The following is a 14,615-nucleotide window of genomic DNA, read 5'->3' on the forward strand; positions in this document are numbered from 1 at the left end:
AAACTAATTTATTTAAAATAAGTTGACAGTATAACGACATTATTTAAACTGACGAGACTTTTTTCACACTGGAGATGTCATTGTGACTGAACGTAAGCAATGGACAATTAAGCAGGCGCAAGAACTGTTTGATAAACCTTTTTTCGAATTATTATTTCAAGCACAACAGATTCACCGTATGTATTTTGACCCGCAGCAGGTACAGGTCAGTACATTACTTTCCATCAAAACGGGTGCTTGTCCGGAAGATTGCAAATATTGCCCGCAAAGCTCCCGCTATAAAACTGGTCTTGAAAAAGAGCGGTTGATGGAGGTGGAGAAAGTGATTGATTCTGCCCGTAAGGCTAAAAACGCAGGTTCAACACGTTTTTGTATGGGTGCCGCGTGGAAAAACCCTCATGAACGGGATATGCCTTATCTGGAAAAAATGGTTAAGGAAGTCAAAGCATTAGGGATGGAAACCTGCATGACGCTTGGCATGCTCGAGGGTTCACAAGCGCAGCGGTTGGCGGAAGCGGGATTAGATTACTACAACCACAACCTTGATACTTCACCGGAGTTTTATGGCAACATCATTACGACCCGGACCTATCAGGACCGGTTGGATACGCTTGATAAGGTGCGGGATGCGGGAATAAAAGTTTGCTCTGGTGGTATCGTCGGCTTGGGTGAAGAAATCCGTGATCGAGCTGCGTTATTGGTACAACTGGCAAACCTGCCAAAACCACCGGAAAGTGTCCCCATTAACATGCTGGTAAAAGTCAAAGGCACTCCGTTGGCTGATAACGAAGATGTAGACGCTTTTGATTTTATCCGCACGATCGCGGTTGCCAGGATCATGATGCCAGCTTCTCATGTCCGGTTATCCGCAGGTCGTGAACAGATGAATGAGCAGACGCAGGCAATGTGTTTTATGGCGGGTGCCAATTCTATTTTCTATGGTTGTAAGCTGTTGACTACGCCTAATCCTGGTGAAGATAAGGATTTACAACTGTTCCGTAAATTGGGTATTAACCCTCAACAGACTCAAACAGCATTCGGTGATAATCAGCAGCAACAGCACCTGGCAGAAGCCATCATCAATGCCGATAACGAACAATTTTATAATGCGGCATTATAATGGACTGGTCAGCGTATCTTTCCCGGCAATTGTCTGAGCGTCGGGACTCTTCTCTATGGCGTCAGCGGCAGGTTAATCAGAAATCAGATGGGCGTTTCCTGTATACCAATGAAGGCAAATATCTTAATTTTTCCAGTAATGATTACCTGGGGTTAAGCGCAAGTCCGGCAGTCATTTCCGCATGGCAGCAAGGGGCTGAACAATATGGTGTTGGCAGTGGGGGTTCAGGCCATATTACGGGTTATACAAACGCTCATCGGCAGTTGGAACAACAATTGGCTGACTGGCTGGGTTATCCAAAAGCGTTGCTCTTTATTTCAGGATATTCTGCTAATCAGGGGGTAATTGCAGCGTTAATGACGAAAATGGATCGGATTATTGCCGATCGGCTGAGTCATGCTTCATTAATGGAAGCTGCTATGCATTCACCTGCTCAACTACGTCGTTTCCTCCATAATCAACCTGAATCACTTGCGGATTTACTGGCAAAACCTTGTGTTGGGAAAACACTGGTGATGACCGAGGGGGTGTTCAGTATGGATGGTGACTGCGCCCCGCTGGCCGATATTTATCAGCAAACCCGTGTTTCGGGTGGTTGGTTAATGGTGGATGATGCACATGGTATTGGGGTCTGTGGTGAACAGGGCCGGGGAAGTTGTTGGCAGCAGAAAGTAAAACCGGAGATTTTAATTGTCACTTTTGGCAAAGCGTTTGGGTTGAGTGGTGCGGCGGTACTTTGCGATGAGCAGACGGCAGAATATCTAATTCAGTACGCCCGTCATCTTATTTACAGCACTTCTATGCCTCCGGCGCAGGCAATGGCGATTTCTGAAGCGGTCCGGCAGATACAATCTGGTGATGAGCTGCGCCAACGGTTGCAGCAAAATATTGATGACTTCCGCCAGCAGGCACAGAAACTGCCATTCAACCTGACAGGTTCAGTTACGGCGATTCAGCCATTGATTGTGAGTGATAATGAGTTGAGTGTGTCTTTATCTCAATATTTGCAACAAAAAGGAATTTGGGTTAAAGCGATTCGTCCTCCGACAGTACTGCCAGGCAGTGCCAGATTACGTATTACTCTGACGGCCAGCCATACGCAGCAAGATATTAATATATTGACGGAGGCGTTATATGGGTTCTGTAGCTGAATCTGTCGATAAGCAGGCTATTGCCGGAGCATTTGGGCGTGCTGCTGCTAATTATGATGTAGTAGCAAAATTACAGCAGCAAACGGGCGAATTCCTCATGCAACAAGCCAGTGGACATTCTGGCAGGTTAGTTTTGGATGCTGGTTGTGGTACCGGTTTTTTTAGTCACCGCTGGCGGCAACAAGGGAGGCAGGTTATCGCGCTTGATTTGGCATCGGGGATGTTAGCTCATGCCCGTGAAAGACAAGCAGCAGATTATTACCTGCAAGGAGATATTGAGCATTTAGGGCTTGCTGACAGCAGTGTTGATATCTGTTTCAGTAATTTGGTTGTTCAATGGTGCGATAATTTATCTTGTGTTTTAACCGAGCTTTATCGGGTAACCCGCCCTGGAGGATTGATTCTGTTTTCCACATTGGCCAAAGGTTCATTACATGAATTGCAGCAAGCCTGGAGTGCAGTTGATAACTATCAGCATATTAATCATTTTCTGCCACAGCCGATGATTAAGGATGCCTGTCAGGATTTCCGGCATCGTCTTATTAGTCAGGTTTACCGCCAACAATATCCGCATATATTGCCGCTATTGGGTTCCCTGAAAGGGATTGGGGCGACTCATCTTCATTGTGGACGACAGCAGGGGCTGATGACCCGTGGACGGTTGACTGCTTTGGAGCAGGCTTACCCACGGGAAGATAAACATTTACCTCTCAGTTATCAGGTTGTTTTTGGAGTGATTTATCGTGACTAAGCGCTGGTTTTTAACGGGTACAGATACCGAAGTAGGTAAAACAGTTGTCAGTTGTGCTTTGCTACAGGCTGCGACTAAAGCAGGATATAAAACAGCAGGTTATAAACCCGTCGCTTCCGGCAGTGAAATAACACCGGAAGGTGTCCGTAATGCGGATGCACTGGCATTATTGGCAAACAGTTCTTTGCCTTTACAATATGATGAAGTGAATCCGCTGGTATTTGTTGAAGCGACATCACCGCATATTGTTAGCGCTGATTTAAATCAACCTATTGATTTTTCTATTATGTCTGCGGGGCTGCATCATCTGGAAAAGAAAGCCGACTGGGTTTTAGTCGAAGGCGCGGGTGGTTGGCATACTCCTTTATCGGAATCGGCGACTTTTGCTGACTGGGTGATTAAAGAGCAATTACCGGTTATTCTGACCGTGGGTGTGAAACTTGGCTGTATTAATCATGCGATACTCACCGCAGAGGCTATCAGAGGTTCAGGATTATATTTCGCGGGTTGGATAGCGAATGAAGTTGAACCTGCAAGCCAGCGTCAGAAAGAATATCTGGCGACATTAAAACGCATGCTGCCTGCGCCTTTATTGGGGACTATTCCTCATTTAACGCAAGAATATCTTAATTATTCAGGTGAATATATAGATTTTAAATTACTGGTTAATTGAATTATTCGGAGAGCATAAATCTATGGGTAACTCACTCAAGCATTTGATTAAAAAGTTTAATTGCTTATTTTATCGCGAATTAAATAAAGTACCCCACGTTTTATGCTCTTCATTATCGATGGTTATGTGGATCTTGCGTCTGATGCAACACCGCCAATACTTCAATGCCAGTCGGAACTTCCCGGTAGTAAAATCAAAATAGCCAACCGCCAACCAACAGGTTGAAGTGGCCTGAGGGGATCTCACCCACAGGCTCTCATGCAACCGGACGTGAAGTAGAGTAGAGCGGCAGCGAGCAGTCACGAGAGCATAAAATCTATGGAGCACTTATGCTGCAATAGCCTCGGTCAAATAGTGATCCGTTTCTTCACATAATCTTATCCCCGGATACCCATGTTCAAATCGGGTTTTCAAATCATCATATAACCCTGCCGCGTTCCCCCTTATTATACTATCTTTACACAAAAAAACCATAAAAGGGGTTTTTGTGTAGATATGTAATTGGTATGATAGCCATCTACACACAAAAAAACCATATCAAGGGTATAGCTGTGGAGATAATGGAATGGATAGGATTACAGCAATTAACACATTAGATAAGTTCAGCAAAATGGGAAAACGTATTTTCCTTTTGCGGGATTTGGAAGTTATCTTTGCTGACGACCTCCCTCGGACATTGCAAAAATCTATTGATCGCCTCATCAATGCTGGACTGCTAGTCCGTATCACTAAAGGTGTTTATGCGTATGCGCGGGATGGTCTGGGGTCTTATCCGCTGGAGACAATTGCAATAAATATCCGTCGTGGCGAATACAATTACGTCAGCCTGGAATCGGCGTTGTCTCAGTATGGCCTGATTTCACAAATTCCTATCGACCGACTGACGATTATGTCTACTGGTAGGTCGGGAGAGTTTGAAACGCCGTGGGGAGTTATTGAGATCACCCACACCAGCAGGGAGCCAAGCGAAATTCTGAAAGGAACATTGGAAAACCGGGGGCCACTGCGCATCGCAAGAAAAGAAACCGCTCTTCGTGACTTGAAAAGAGTGGGAAGAAACATGCATCTGGTTCAAATGGAGGAATTTGCGCATGCCTGAGCACGTCAATTTTAACGCCCTTGTCGATGAGGTCATTACCCAAGATGGGCTTGCCAACATCAGGCCTGTAGTGGAGAAAGAGCTGCTGCACTATGACATTCTGTTTTGCCTCGCTAAAGACGGTTTGCTCAGGGATATTACCTTTCAGGGCGGCACATCATTAAGACTCTGCTATAGTTCCAACCGATTCAGCGAAGATCTGGATTTTGCTGGTGGCCGTGACTTTTGTTCAGCGGACATGAGCAGGATTAAGGAGAGCGTGGAAAGTTACCTGGGGGCGCGTTATGGGATTGAAGTCACGGTGAAGGAACCAAATGAGCTTCGAAAGGAGCCGGAGTATGCCGATGTGAAAATCGATAAATGGCAAATCTCCGTCACAACAGCCCCGGAAAGAAGAGATTTACCAAAGCAACGCATCAAAATTGAGATCGCCAACGTTCCGGCATATACAAGAGATGCGCGTTCATTAAAGCGGAATTACTCCGTGCTGCCTGATGGCTACTCCGAAACCATCGTATCGGTCGAGACATTGGTTGAAATCATGGCGGATAAGTTGATTTCGTTCCCTGTGACAACATCTCACATTCGCCATCGCGATATGTGGGATTTGGTGTGGCTGAAACAGCAAGATGTTGAGCCCGATTTAGACCTGATCAAGAGCAAACTATCAGATTATCGTATTACTGATTTTTACAAACTCGTTCAGGCACGATTGGACTCTATCGACAGTCTTATTGCTTCCGGTAACTTCCAGACCGAAATGAAACGATTTATTCCCGCGCCCGTTTACAACAGAACTATCGGGCAGGATCCTTTTTTACACTATCTCACAACGATCCTAAAAGAATTGCTAACAACTGTGCAAAAAGGGTTGTACTCGTTGGGGACCCGTACCGTTCCATTCAAAATGTAACGATTAAACCTGTAAACATTCTTAGCCCGACGTATTCGGGCTTTTTTTCGTCACCTGATCCACCTGTAGGATAATCGTCATACCTAACACGCAATCACGCAAATCAGCATGAGGCATGGATAGGAACATCATCTTGTGCCAACTTCATTGATCGTGGATTTGACAAACGCTAAGGAAATAGGCTCTCCATATCAGTATATTTCTCCATAATTGGGGTTATTCTCAATGTAGGTAAATATTTCATCTATGTGTTAAGGTATACCTTCTATTTATACTTCAGCGAGTTTTTTATTAACCGTGGCATCTGTGGGTTGGTTTATATAACTCCTGAATATCTTTCTTACCAGATATATAGGGCCTACACCCAGAATAGAATAAACGACTTTAATGATAAATTGGGCAATAATCATTTCTTTTATGATATCGATACCGAGAACTCCATAAAAAGCAATTGAGCAGAATATTATACTGTCGAATGCCGAGGCGATGACCGTACTTGTTATTACTCTGAGGAAAAGATACTTTGAATTTGTAAGAGACTTTATTTTGCAAAGAAGATACGAATTTATATTCTCAGAGATAAAATAAGCAAGAGATGATGCCAGTAATACCGAGACGATACTATTAATTATCCCACTATAAGTGACACCAAACTCCCATCCGGGAACACCTGGCATCAATGCGGTTGCCCAAAGCCCCAGAACAAACAGTAAATTCGCTGCAAAGGAGATAATAATCGTTCTTCTTGCCAGACGTAACCCATAGAATTCGTTTAAAATATCGACCAGAAGGAAAGTTATTGGGTAAATAAAGACGCCGGGTGGAGTGACGATATTAATAATAGGGACATGAATGGGCTTCACGCCACATATTGTGGAGAAAATATAAATAACACTGAGTGCGACGCTGATGAGTAAATATGCTTGCCATGAACGCTCATGACGATCCCCGAGTTCATAAGCTGTGACAATGTTGCTGTGGCTGTATAATTTCCGATATAGCGTACTGAGTTCATGCCTGCTCAGATCTTCTGAAATATCACTATCAACCAGCTCTTTCAGCCCCATAGTAATGGTCTTGCCTGTCGCGAGTACCATGATATTTGCTGATAATTTACCGTACCTTGTAAATCCCAATAACTTAAATTTCTGGTTTGCTGTCATTTATAGCCTTTCTCCTACGATATAGCCTAAAAATTGAGCGTATTTGGGGTATCTTCTGTCTATGCTGTCATCATCTTTCTCTTGCCGGATAAAGAACCCGATTTCCTGAGAGTAGTACAGTAATGGGGTGTTAGTGACTAACGCGGGAGGGCGTTTTATGATGATCACCTCACCGGGTATAAATGTATCCCCTATTTCCGATTCGACTTTAATTGCCAACATATTTGACTCATCGCCAAAGAAATAGGTTAACGGGTACTCAGTAACAAGCTGACCTATTTTTTTCCCGGAAACAGATAAAAATTCAGATTGTGGAATGATGGGGATGGCTGACGGGTTTTTATTACCTTCAGTTGAAAGCGTTTCATTGAGGCGTTCTAGTTGTTCAAGGTCATAATTTTCTATTTCTTCACAGGAAACACCGAAAAAATCGGAGATCCGGAGGATGGTAGATTGTTGAACGTTATTAACTTGTCCTTCCAGAATTTTATAAATGGTAGTACGGGTTAAACCTGTTCGATTGGAAAAGGAACTCTTGGTTTCGCCACGGGTACGTATTAAATATTCTATATTCTTAATGATATTTGTTTTTCGCTGTGCATTAGACGTTTTCATAAAAATCCTTTATGTGAAAATTACTGCATAACTATATATTACTCAATAATATTGTCCAGTATGAGAAAGCCACTCATTGTAATAGTTTATTGATTTTACTTTAATATGTTATTTTTATGACTATTCATATTAGCACATCTTGTGTCAGAAGATGCGCATGGAGTTACATTTATATTTTAAAAATAAAAGTTAAATCATAGTATTAAGTGAGATGCATTATAAAGTTTACATAAAAATGAACTTTATGTTTCTTTTTATGTTGACTTTATGGGCTCCATTACAATAATGTTAAGTTGTGTTGATGTGTTTTCTGGCAGTTGGATAGCATCAACCAAAATATTATTCCTATTATAAATCCCTCGGGGAAGAGCTACTTCAACCTTCGAGTTTAAAAACTGGTTATTTCTTTTAGCACTAGGGAACCACCGTAAGATAAGGAAGTGAAATAAACATTAGGACTTCAATTAGTAAATTGATTAAATGGTAACACAGTTAAATCACCGGGAAATGACAATATAAAAAATGCTTGGGAACAGCAATAGATTAAAATTGTGGATGATAGGTACAAAGTAGGTCTTTCGATCGAAAATAGCCAGCAGAATATTGGACATTTTGTCAGGGCAGTGTAGATCTGATATTTTTGTATCTATCGTTTTTTTTAAAGCTCCCTAATGGGGCTTATCTTGTCGAATAGGGGAATGCTGATGTGAATTAATCTATTTATCAAGGATATACTTTATATTCTAGTTAAAAGATGAGTTTTACTCATATCAATAAGGTGATTTTATTTTTCTGGCAAGTACTTATTAGTATAGCCAAAAATGTTATTGGTGATATCGAGTCTACTGTTGCTGAAAACAGTAATGAATCTCATTATCGAAATGGAAATATTTACTTTATTTCTGCTCAGGTGAAAAATTATCACCATCTCTTCTGGTGTAAACAGGTGTGATACTGGAAAACTGTTTACCGGTTATTTCCTATTGAATAAAAATTCTGATGCGAAGTCGGTATGGTTTGTTGCTGGTCAAAAAACAGTAAAAATTTTTACTGGTAGAGGATACCTCTTTTGTGGAATGATGCTGCAACCTCGTACAGCTAATAGGGTTTGTAGAGTTATCCACTATTCCTGTGGATAACCTTGTGTATTAGGCTTAGAAAAGTTGCGTAACGCAAGAAAATACGCGGCTTTCGTCAAGGTTGATGTTATTCTCGTCTTTGTTTTAATTTATTTTAATATCAATAAGATAACTAAAATCAAGCCTTGTCTGGCCGGTGATGACGCCCTGTGTTGTCACCTTTCAGTCGATCATATAAAAAATGAAAAAATCAAGGTGATTTTGGGGATAACGTAGTATTTATTTTGATGTCAACCAATATTTAATTAATAGGGAAATAGCCTAAATTGAGCCGGTTTTTACAAAACTGACTTGAAGCTGGTTTTTTATCCAGTATTATAGGCGGCTTAATGCCAGGAAAGTGAGATATCTATGAGTAAGGTGTTCAAATTACATTCTGACTTCCAACCGGGTGGTGATCAACCAGAGGCTATTCACCGATTGCAGGAAGGGCTGGAGGACGGGCTTGCCCACCAGACTCTGTTGGGCGTAACGGGGTCAGGTAAAACATTCACTATTGCTAATGTGATAGCGAATTTAAACCGGCCAACAATGGTACTTGCGCCAAACAAGACACTAGCAGCTCAACTTTACAGTGAAATGAAGGAATTTTTTCCAGAGAATGCGGTGGAGTACTTTGTTTCTTATTACGATTATTACCAACCTGAAGCTTATGTTCCCAGTTCCGATACTTTTATCGAAAAAGATGCCTCAATAAACGAGCACATTGAACAAATGCGTTTATCCGCCACGAAGGCTTTGCTGGAGCGGCGGGATGTCATCGTGGTTGCATCTGTATCGGCTATTTATGGTTTGGGTGATCCGGACAGTTACCTGAAAATGATGCTCCACCTGACCAATGGGATGATTATCGATCAACGTTCTATTCTGCGGCGTTTGGCTGAATTGCAATATACGCGTAATGATCAGGCATTTCAGCGGGGGACATTCAGGGTACGCGGTGAAGTGATTGATATCTTCCCGGCTGAATCTGATGAGCATGCTTTGCGTGTTGAGTTATTTGATGATGAGGTGGAACGGCTATCACTGTTTGATCCGCTGACGGGACAAATTGAATATCATGTTCCACGATATACTGTTTATCCGAAAACTCACTATGTGACTCCCCGTGAGCGTATTATTCAGGCAATGGAAGAGATTAAAGTTGAGCTTGAGGAACGGCGCAAGGTACTGTTGGCAAACGGTAAGTTGTTGGAAGAACAGCGTATTACTCAGCGTACCCAGTTTGATTTGGAAATGATGAATGAATTGGGTTATTGCTCCGGCATTGAAAACTACTCCCGTTACCTCTCCGGACGTGCAGAAGGAGAACCACCTCCGACACTGTTTGATTATCTTTCTGCTGATGGACTGTTAGTGGTGGATGAATCACACGTGACAATCCCGCAAATCGGTGGGATGTACCGAGGAGATCGTTCTCGTAAAGAAACGTTAGTGGAATATGGTTTCCGTATGCCTTCCGCATTGGATAACCGTCCGCTGAGATTTGAAGAATTTGAAGCACTGGCTCCACAGACAATTTATGTTTCGGCCACACCGGGTAAATATGAATTGGAAAAATCTGGTGGGGATGTTGTGGAACAGGTGGTGCGTCCTACCGGTTTGCTTGATCCTGAAATAGAAGTTCGCCCGGTAACCACTCAAGTTGATGACTTACTGTCTGAAATCCGTATTCGGGCGGTGAAAAATGAGCGGGTGCTGGTCACTACGCTGACCAAGCGAATGGCGGAGGATTTAACTGAATATTTGGAAGAACACGGTGAGCGGGTTCGCTATTTGCACTCAGATATTGATACTGTCGAACGGGTGGAAATTATTCGGGATCTTCGTTTAGGTGAGTTTGATGTATTAGTGGGTATTAACTTGTTGAGAGAAGGGTTGGACATGCCAGAGGTTTCTCTGGTGGCAATTCTTGATGCTGATAAAGAAGGTTTCCTGCGTTCTGAGCGTTCATTAATTCAAACTATTGGGCGTGCAGCGCGTAACTTGCATGGCAAGGCGATTCTTTATGGCGATAAGATCACCGATTCAATGGCGAAAGCGATTGGTGAGACGGAACGTCGTCGTGCGAAACAACAAGTATTTAATCAAGAGCACGGCATTGTTCCAACAGGTCTGAATAAGAAGATCAGTGATATTCTGCAAATTGGTCAGTCTGCGGGTAGCAAAGGGAAGGGCAGAAGTAAGGTGGTGGTTGCGCCGGAAGAATTTAGCAAGCTATCCGCCAAAGAGCTGGAAAACAAAATCCGCGGGCTGGAAGCGAAAATGTACCAGCATGCGCAGGATCTTGAATTCGAGCAAGCGGCGAGTGTTCGGGATCAGGTTCAGGCATTGCGTGAGCAATTTATTGCCAATTCTTAATTAACCAAGGTTTTGCAGGGTATTTTCTAACGCCTGATGCAGTAATTCACGGTCGTGGCGGTAGGGAATATCCTGTGCTTCCAGTATTTGTTGAGTAATAATCCGGTCGCTAAGTTCGCTGATATCTGTACAGGGGCCAACAATGACCGCGTTGATTATCCGGCAGCCAATTTTGTTTTCCATTATTTCCAATTTATCTTTCAGTGTTAATCCAGCGGCTGCGGTACTTAATTCTTTCCCAAGATTACCGATATAAATCATACTGGCGTTGCTGCGGCGCAGTGCCTGAGTTAAATCTTCAAGTAAAAGTAATGGCATCAGACTGGTAAAGAAGCTTCCAGGCCCGATAATAATCAGGTCCGCCTGAGTGATAGCATCCAGCGCCTCTTTTGTCGCCGTAGCTGGAGGGTAAATCATCAACTCCTGTGGAATACAATGCAACTGATCAATATTGACTTCGCCATAGATGGTATTGCCTTGATCATCTACTGCCATCAGGTCAACTGGCTGTTCAGACATGGGAATAAGATGAGAATTCACTTTCAGCAGGCTGCGGATTAAATTAATCGCTTCAAGAGGTCTGACACTCAGATGATCCAACGCCTTAAGCATCAGATTACCCAGGTTATGACCTGCCAGTTCCCCATTACCACCGAAACGGTATTCAAACATTGCTGATGCAACGCTGGGTTCGGTAATGAGCTGATTTAAACAATTGCGGGTATCTCCCCAGGCAATACCGCCTTCAGAGCGCCGGATCCTGCCGGTTGAGCCGCCATTATCTGTCGTGGTGACAATACCTGTCAGGCGAGAGCCTAATGATGAAAGAGAGGACATAACGCGCCCAAGGCCATGGCCTCCACCGAGGGCAACTACCCGATCTAAATCGGCTAATGTGCGGTTTCGCATAGAATTCCTGTTGCTGACTGAACTTATATTGACCGAGTAATTTTAGCGTAATTTATTATAAAACACGATTAACCGAAAAAGTGCCGTGATTTGGCGCAATATTTTAATTAATCAACACCAATAGAACTGTCTGCTATTTGTTCTGACATTGGCTAAGTCATTGTATATTAAATTATATAACGAAAGTGGATGTTCGCATTTTTCTTGCTTAAGCGCTAGAATTGACATTGAGAATGTCGTTTTGCATTAAACCATAGATACTGAAATTAACTCCTAGCCTCTGCGTCTAAGTCACCGTTTTACACAGCGATATGATGCTTTGGCCGTGACCACTGAGTCACCAGGATGTAGGGCAGAAATGCTTGCATCTCCCATATTTGGAAAGGTGTTATTGTGGAACAACTCGTAGATGCTTTTGCCCGTAAATTTTATTATTTAAGGCTGTCAATTACCGATGTCTGTAATTTCCGGTGTACGTATTGCCTGCCGGATGGTTATAAACCCCGCGGGCATCACTCCTTTTTGACATTACCTGAAATCCGTCTTGTTGGTCGGGCGTTTGCCGATCTTGGTACAGAGAAAATCCGTTTGACGGGGGGGGAGCCGACCATGCGCCGTGATTTCACGGATATTATTTCTGTTATCCGTGAAAATAAGTTAATCAGAACCCTTGCTGTAACCACCAATGGCTATCGGATGGAACGGAATGTTGCCGAATGGAAGGCGGCAGGTTTAACCGCAGTGAATGTCAGTATGGACTCGCTTGATCCCCGTCAGTTTCATGCTATTACCGGACAGGACAAATTCTTTCAGGTGATACGTGGTATTGATGCGGCATTTGAAGCGGGTTTCAGTAAAGTGAAAGTCAACGTGGTGCTGATGAAAAACGTCAATGACATCAGCTTGCCGGCTTTCCTGTACTGGATAAAAGATCGTCCTATCCAATTGAGATTTATTGAATTGATGGAAACCGGTGATGGCGGCGAAATGTTTCGCAAATACCACATTTCTGGCGAAACTATCCGGGAACGCTTGCTGTACGACGGCTGGCATCAGCTTCAACGCTCACGCAGTGATGGTCCGGCACAAGTTTTTAGCCATCCTGATTATCAAGGGGAAATCGGTCTGATTATGCCTTATGAGAAAGATTTCTGCCGGAGTTGTAATCGCTTACGTGTTTCCGCAATAGGTAATCTTCACTTATGCCTGTTTGGCGAACAAGGGATACCACTGCGTGATTTGTTATCGAGTGAAGAGCAACTCAATGATTTGAAATTGCGTATTCAGGGGGGGCTGCGTCATAAACGGGAAACCCATTTCCTTCATCAGGGGGACAGCGGTATCACCCCAAATCTTTCTGTCATCGGCGGTTAATTTACTGCTTGGTATTGTTGTTTTTTCAGGAGCAAAGAATGTCTCAATTGACCCACATTAATTCTACTGGTGAAGCCCATATGGTTGATATCTCTGCTAAAGCCGAAACAGAACGTGAGGCGCGGGCAGAGGCTTTTATTGAAATGATGCCGGAAACACTGGCAATGATTATTAACGGCAGCCATCACAAAGGTGATGTGTTTGCAACCGCCCGGATTGCGGGTATTCAGGCGGCGAAGCGCACATGGGAATTAATTCCGCTTTGTCATCCATTACAGCTAACGAAAGTCGAAGTTCAGCTGGAAGCGCAGACAGAATATAACCGGGTGAGAATTGAATCCTGCTGCTGTCTGACAGGAAGAACCGGCGTTGAAATGGAGGCGCTGACAGCGGCATCCGTCGCGGCGCTGACTATTTATGATATGTGTAAAGCCGTACAGAAAGATATGGTCATTGGGCCGGTTCGTTTGCTGGAGAAACGGGGTGGGCGATTAGGGCATTTTAAGGTGGAAGAATGATTAAAGTACTCTTTTTTGCTCAAGTACGTGAACTGGTCGGTACTGATTCACTGGATCTGGATAATCATTACCCAACCGTTGATGGCTTGAGAAAGGCATTAATATTAAAAGGTGAGCGTTGGGCGATGGCGCTGGAAGATGGAAAACTCCTGTCAGCAGTAAACCAAACTTTTGTTCATGGTGGGCATCCATTACAGGATGGTGATGAAGTGGCTTTTTTCCCGCCGGTGACTGGAGGGTAATTAATGGAAAACACGCGCATTTTTGTTGGCCCGGAAAATTTCAGTGTAGGAGATGAGTATCAATGGCTTTCTCAGTGTGATGAAGATGGGGCTATTGTCACTTTCACGGGTAAAGTCCGTCATCATAATCTGGGTGACCGAGTGAGTGTCCTGAGACTGGAACACTATCCCGGAATGACGGAAAAAGCGTTACAAAATATTGTCACCGAAGCACGGGATCGCTGGCCATTGCAGCGTATCAGCGTTATCCACCGGATTGGTACGCTTTACCCTGGTGATGAAATTGTGTTTGTTGGTGTGACAAGCGCCCATCGTCATATGGCTTTTGCAGCGGCTGAATTTATTATGGATTATTTGAAAACAAAGGCACCTTTCTGGAAAAAAGAGTCCTTGTCTGAGGGTGCACGTTGGGTTGAATCCCGCGAGAGTGATCAAGAAGCAGCGAGACGTTGGTTGTGAAGGTATTTTCTATTTCTGCGAAACGCTTCGAAAACTGATCAGATAGATGAACGGCTATACAAGTAATTATTGAATGGTTAATTGTTTTGATTATATTCTGTGATAATGTATAAAACTTGAGTGGGTTG

The 14,615-nt window shown here is 43.4% G+C and carries 15 protein-coding genes and 1 riboswitch; of the genes, 12 read left to right on the forward strand and 3 right to left on the reverse strand.

Annotated features, from left to right (window positions below; genetic code table 11):
- The first annotated feature begins 82 nt into the window (after positions 1-82).
- The 6 genes from bioB to PTE_RS22020 all read left to right on the forward strand — a co-directional run bounded on the left by bioB (position 83) and on the right by PTE_RS22020 (position 5,707).
- On the forward strand, positions 83-1,120 hold the full coding sequence (gene bioB / locus PTE_RS21995; protein WP_036850731.1) for a biotin synthase BioB: 1,038 nt from the start codon (positions 83-85) through the stop codon (positions 1,118-1,120).
- A complete protein-coding gene (gene bioF, locus PTE_RS22000; protein WP_036850734.1) occupies positions 1,120-2,271 on the forward strand; it encodes an 8-amino-7-oxononanoate synthase in 1,152 nt (383 codons plus the stop codon). The genes bioB and bioF overlap by 1 nt, the downstream gene beginning before the upstream one ends.
- Positions 2,255-3,022, forward strand: coding sequence for a malonyl-ACP O-methyltransferase BioC (gene bioC, locus PTE_RS22005; protein WP_036850737.1), 768 nt, complete (start codon positions 2,255-2,257; stop codon positions 3,020-3,022). Before bioF ends, bioC begins: the two co-directional genes overlap by 17 nt.
- Positions 3,015-3,695: a dethiobiotin synthase gene (gene bioD, locus PTE_RS22010; RefSeq protein WP_036850740.1), complete on the forward strand. Its 681-nt coding sequence runs from the start codon at positions 3,015-3,017 to the stop codon at positions 3,693-3,695. The genes bioC and bioD overlap by 8 nt, the downstream gene beginning before the upstream one ends.
- Before the next feature lie 565 nt (positions 3,696-4,260).
- Positions 4,261-4,794 carry a type IV toxin-antitoxin system AbiEi family antitoxin gene (abiEi, locus tag PTE_RS22015; protein WP_036850743.1) on the forward strand — a complete coding sequence of 178 codons (534 nt, stop codon included), beginning with the start codon at positions 4,261-4,263 and terminating at the stop codon, positions 4,792-4,794.
- On the forward strand, positions 4,787-5,707 hold the full coding sequence (locus PTE_RS22020; protein WP_036850744.1) for a nucleotidyl transferase AbiEii/AbiGii toxin family protein: 921 nt from the start codon (positions 4,787-4,789) through the stop codon (positions 5,705-5,707). Before abiEi ends, PTE_RS22020 begins: the two co-directional genes overlap by 8 nt.
- Positions 5,708-5,976: 269 nt before the next feature.
- Here the strand turns inward: PTE_RS22020 and PTE_RS22025 are convergent, their stop codons facing one another.
- Positions 5,977-6,870, reverse strand: coding sequence for a queuosine precursor transporter (locus PTE_RS22025; RefSeq protein WP_036850746.1), 894 nt, complete (start codon positions 6,868-6,870; stop codon positions 5,977-5,979).
- Positions 6,871-7,485, reverse strand: coding sequence for a helix-turn-helix domain-containing protein (locus PTE_RS22030; protein WP_036850748.1), 615 nt, complete (start codon positions 7,483-7,485; stop codon positions 6,871-6,873).
- Positions 7,486-8,239: 754 nt separating this feature from the next.
- On the opposite strand from PTE_RS22030, the gene PTE_RS25900 reads away from it, so the two are divergent.
- Together PTE_RS25900 and uvrB are read left to right on the forward strand one after the other, a co-directional pair.
- The gene (locus PTE_RS25900) at positions 8,240-8,437 is read left to right on the forward strand and encodes a hypothetical protein (RefSeq protein WP_036850750.1); all 198 of its coding nucleotides are present in this window, start codon (positions 8,240-8,242) and stop codon (positions 8,435-8,437) included.
- 538 nt (positions 8,438-8,975) lie between these two features.
- On the forward strand, positions 8,976-10,985 hold the full coding sequence (gene uvrB, locus PTE_RS22040) for an excinuclease ABC subunit UvrB (RefSeq protein WP_036850752.1): 2,010 nt from the start codon (positions 8,976-8,978) through the stop codon (positions 10,983-10,985).
- Here the strand turns inward: uvrB and yvcK are convergent, their stop codons facing one another.
- Positions 10,986-11,894 (reverse strand): uridine diphosphate-N-acetylglucosamine-binding protein YvcK, encoded by a 909-nt coding sequence (gene yvcK, locus PTE_RS22045; protein ID WP_036850754.1) that lies wholly within the window; start codon positions 11,892-11,894, stop codon positions 10,986-10,988.
- Between the two features lie 258 nt (positions 11,895-12,152).
- A riboswitch (molybdenum cofactor riboswitch) is annotated at positions 12,153-12,298 on the forward strand.
- Here yvcK and moaA point away from each other — a divergent pair.
- From moaA to moaE, 4 genes are all read left to right on the forward strand, one after another.
- Positions 12,285-13,268 carry a GTP 3',8-cyclase MoaA gene (gene moaA, locus PTE_RS22050; protein ID WP_198539194.1) on the forward strand — a complete coding sequence of 328 codons (984 nt, stop codon included), beginning with the start codon at positions 12,285-12,287 and terminating at the stop codon, positions 13,266-13,268. Its footprint overlaps the riboswitch before it by 14 nt.
- A gap of 38 nt (positions 13,269-13,306) precedes the next feature.
- Entirely contained in the window at positions 13,307-13,786 is a 480-nt protein-coding gene (gene moaC, locus PTE_RS22055) for a cyclic pyranopterin monophosphate synthase MoaC (protein ID WP_036850758.1), read from the forward strand.
- On the forward strand, positions 13,783-14,028 hold the full coding sequence (gene moaD / locus PTE_RS22060; RefSeq protein WP_036850760.1) for a molybdopterin synthase sulfur carrier subunit: 246 nt from the start codon (positions 13,783-13,785) through the stop codon (positions 14,026-14,028). The genes moaC and moaD overlap by 4 nt, the downstream gene beginning before the upstream one ends.
- A gap of 3 nt (positions 14,029-14,031) precedes the next feature.
- Positions 14,032-14,487: a molybdopterin synthase catalytic subunit MoaE gene (moaE, locus tag PTE_RS22065; RefSeq protein WP_036850762.1), complete on the forward strand. Its 456-nt coding sequence runs from the start codon at positions 14,032-14,034 to the stop codon at positions 14,485-14,487.
- Positions 14,488-14,615 lie beyond the last annotated feature (128 nt).

Source organism: Photorhabdus khanii NC19 (assembly GCF_000517265.1).
In the GTDB taxonomy this organism is placed as follows: Bacteria; Pseudomonadota; Gammaproteobacteria; order Enterobacterales; family Enterobacteriaceae; genus Photorhabdus; species Photorhabdus khanii.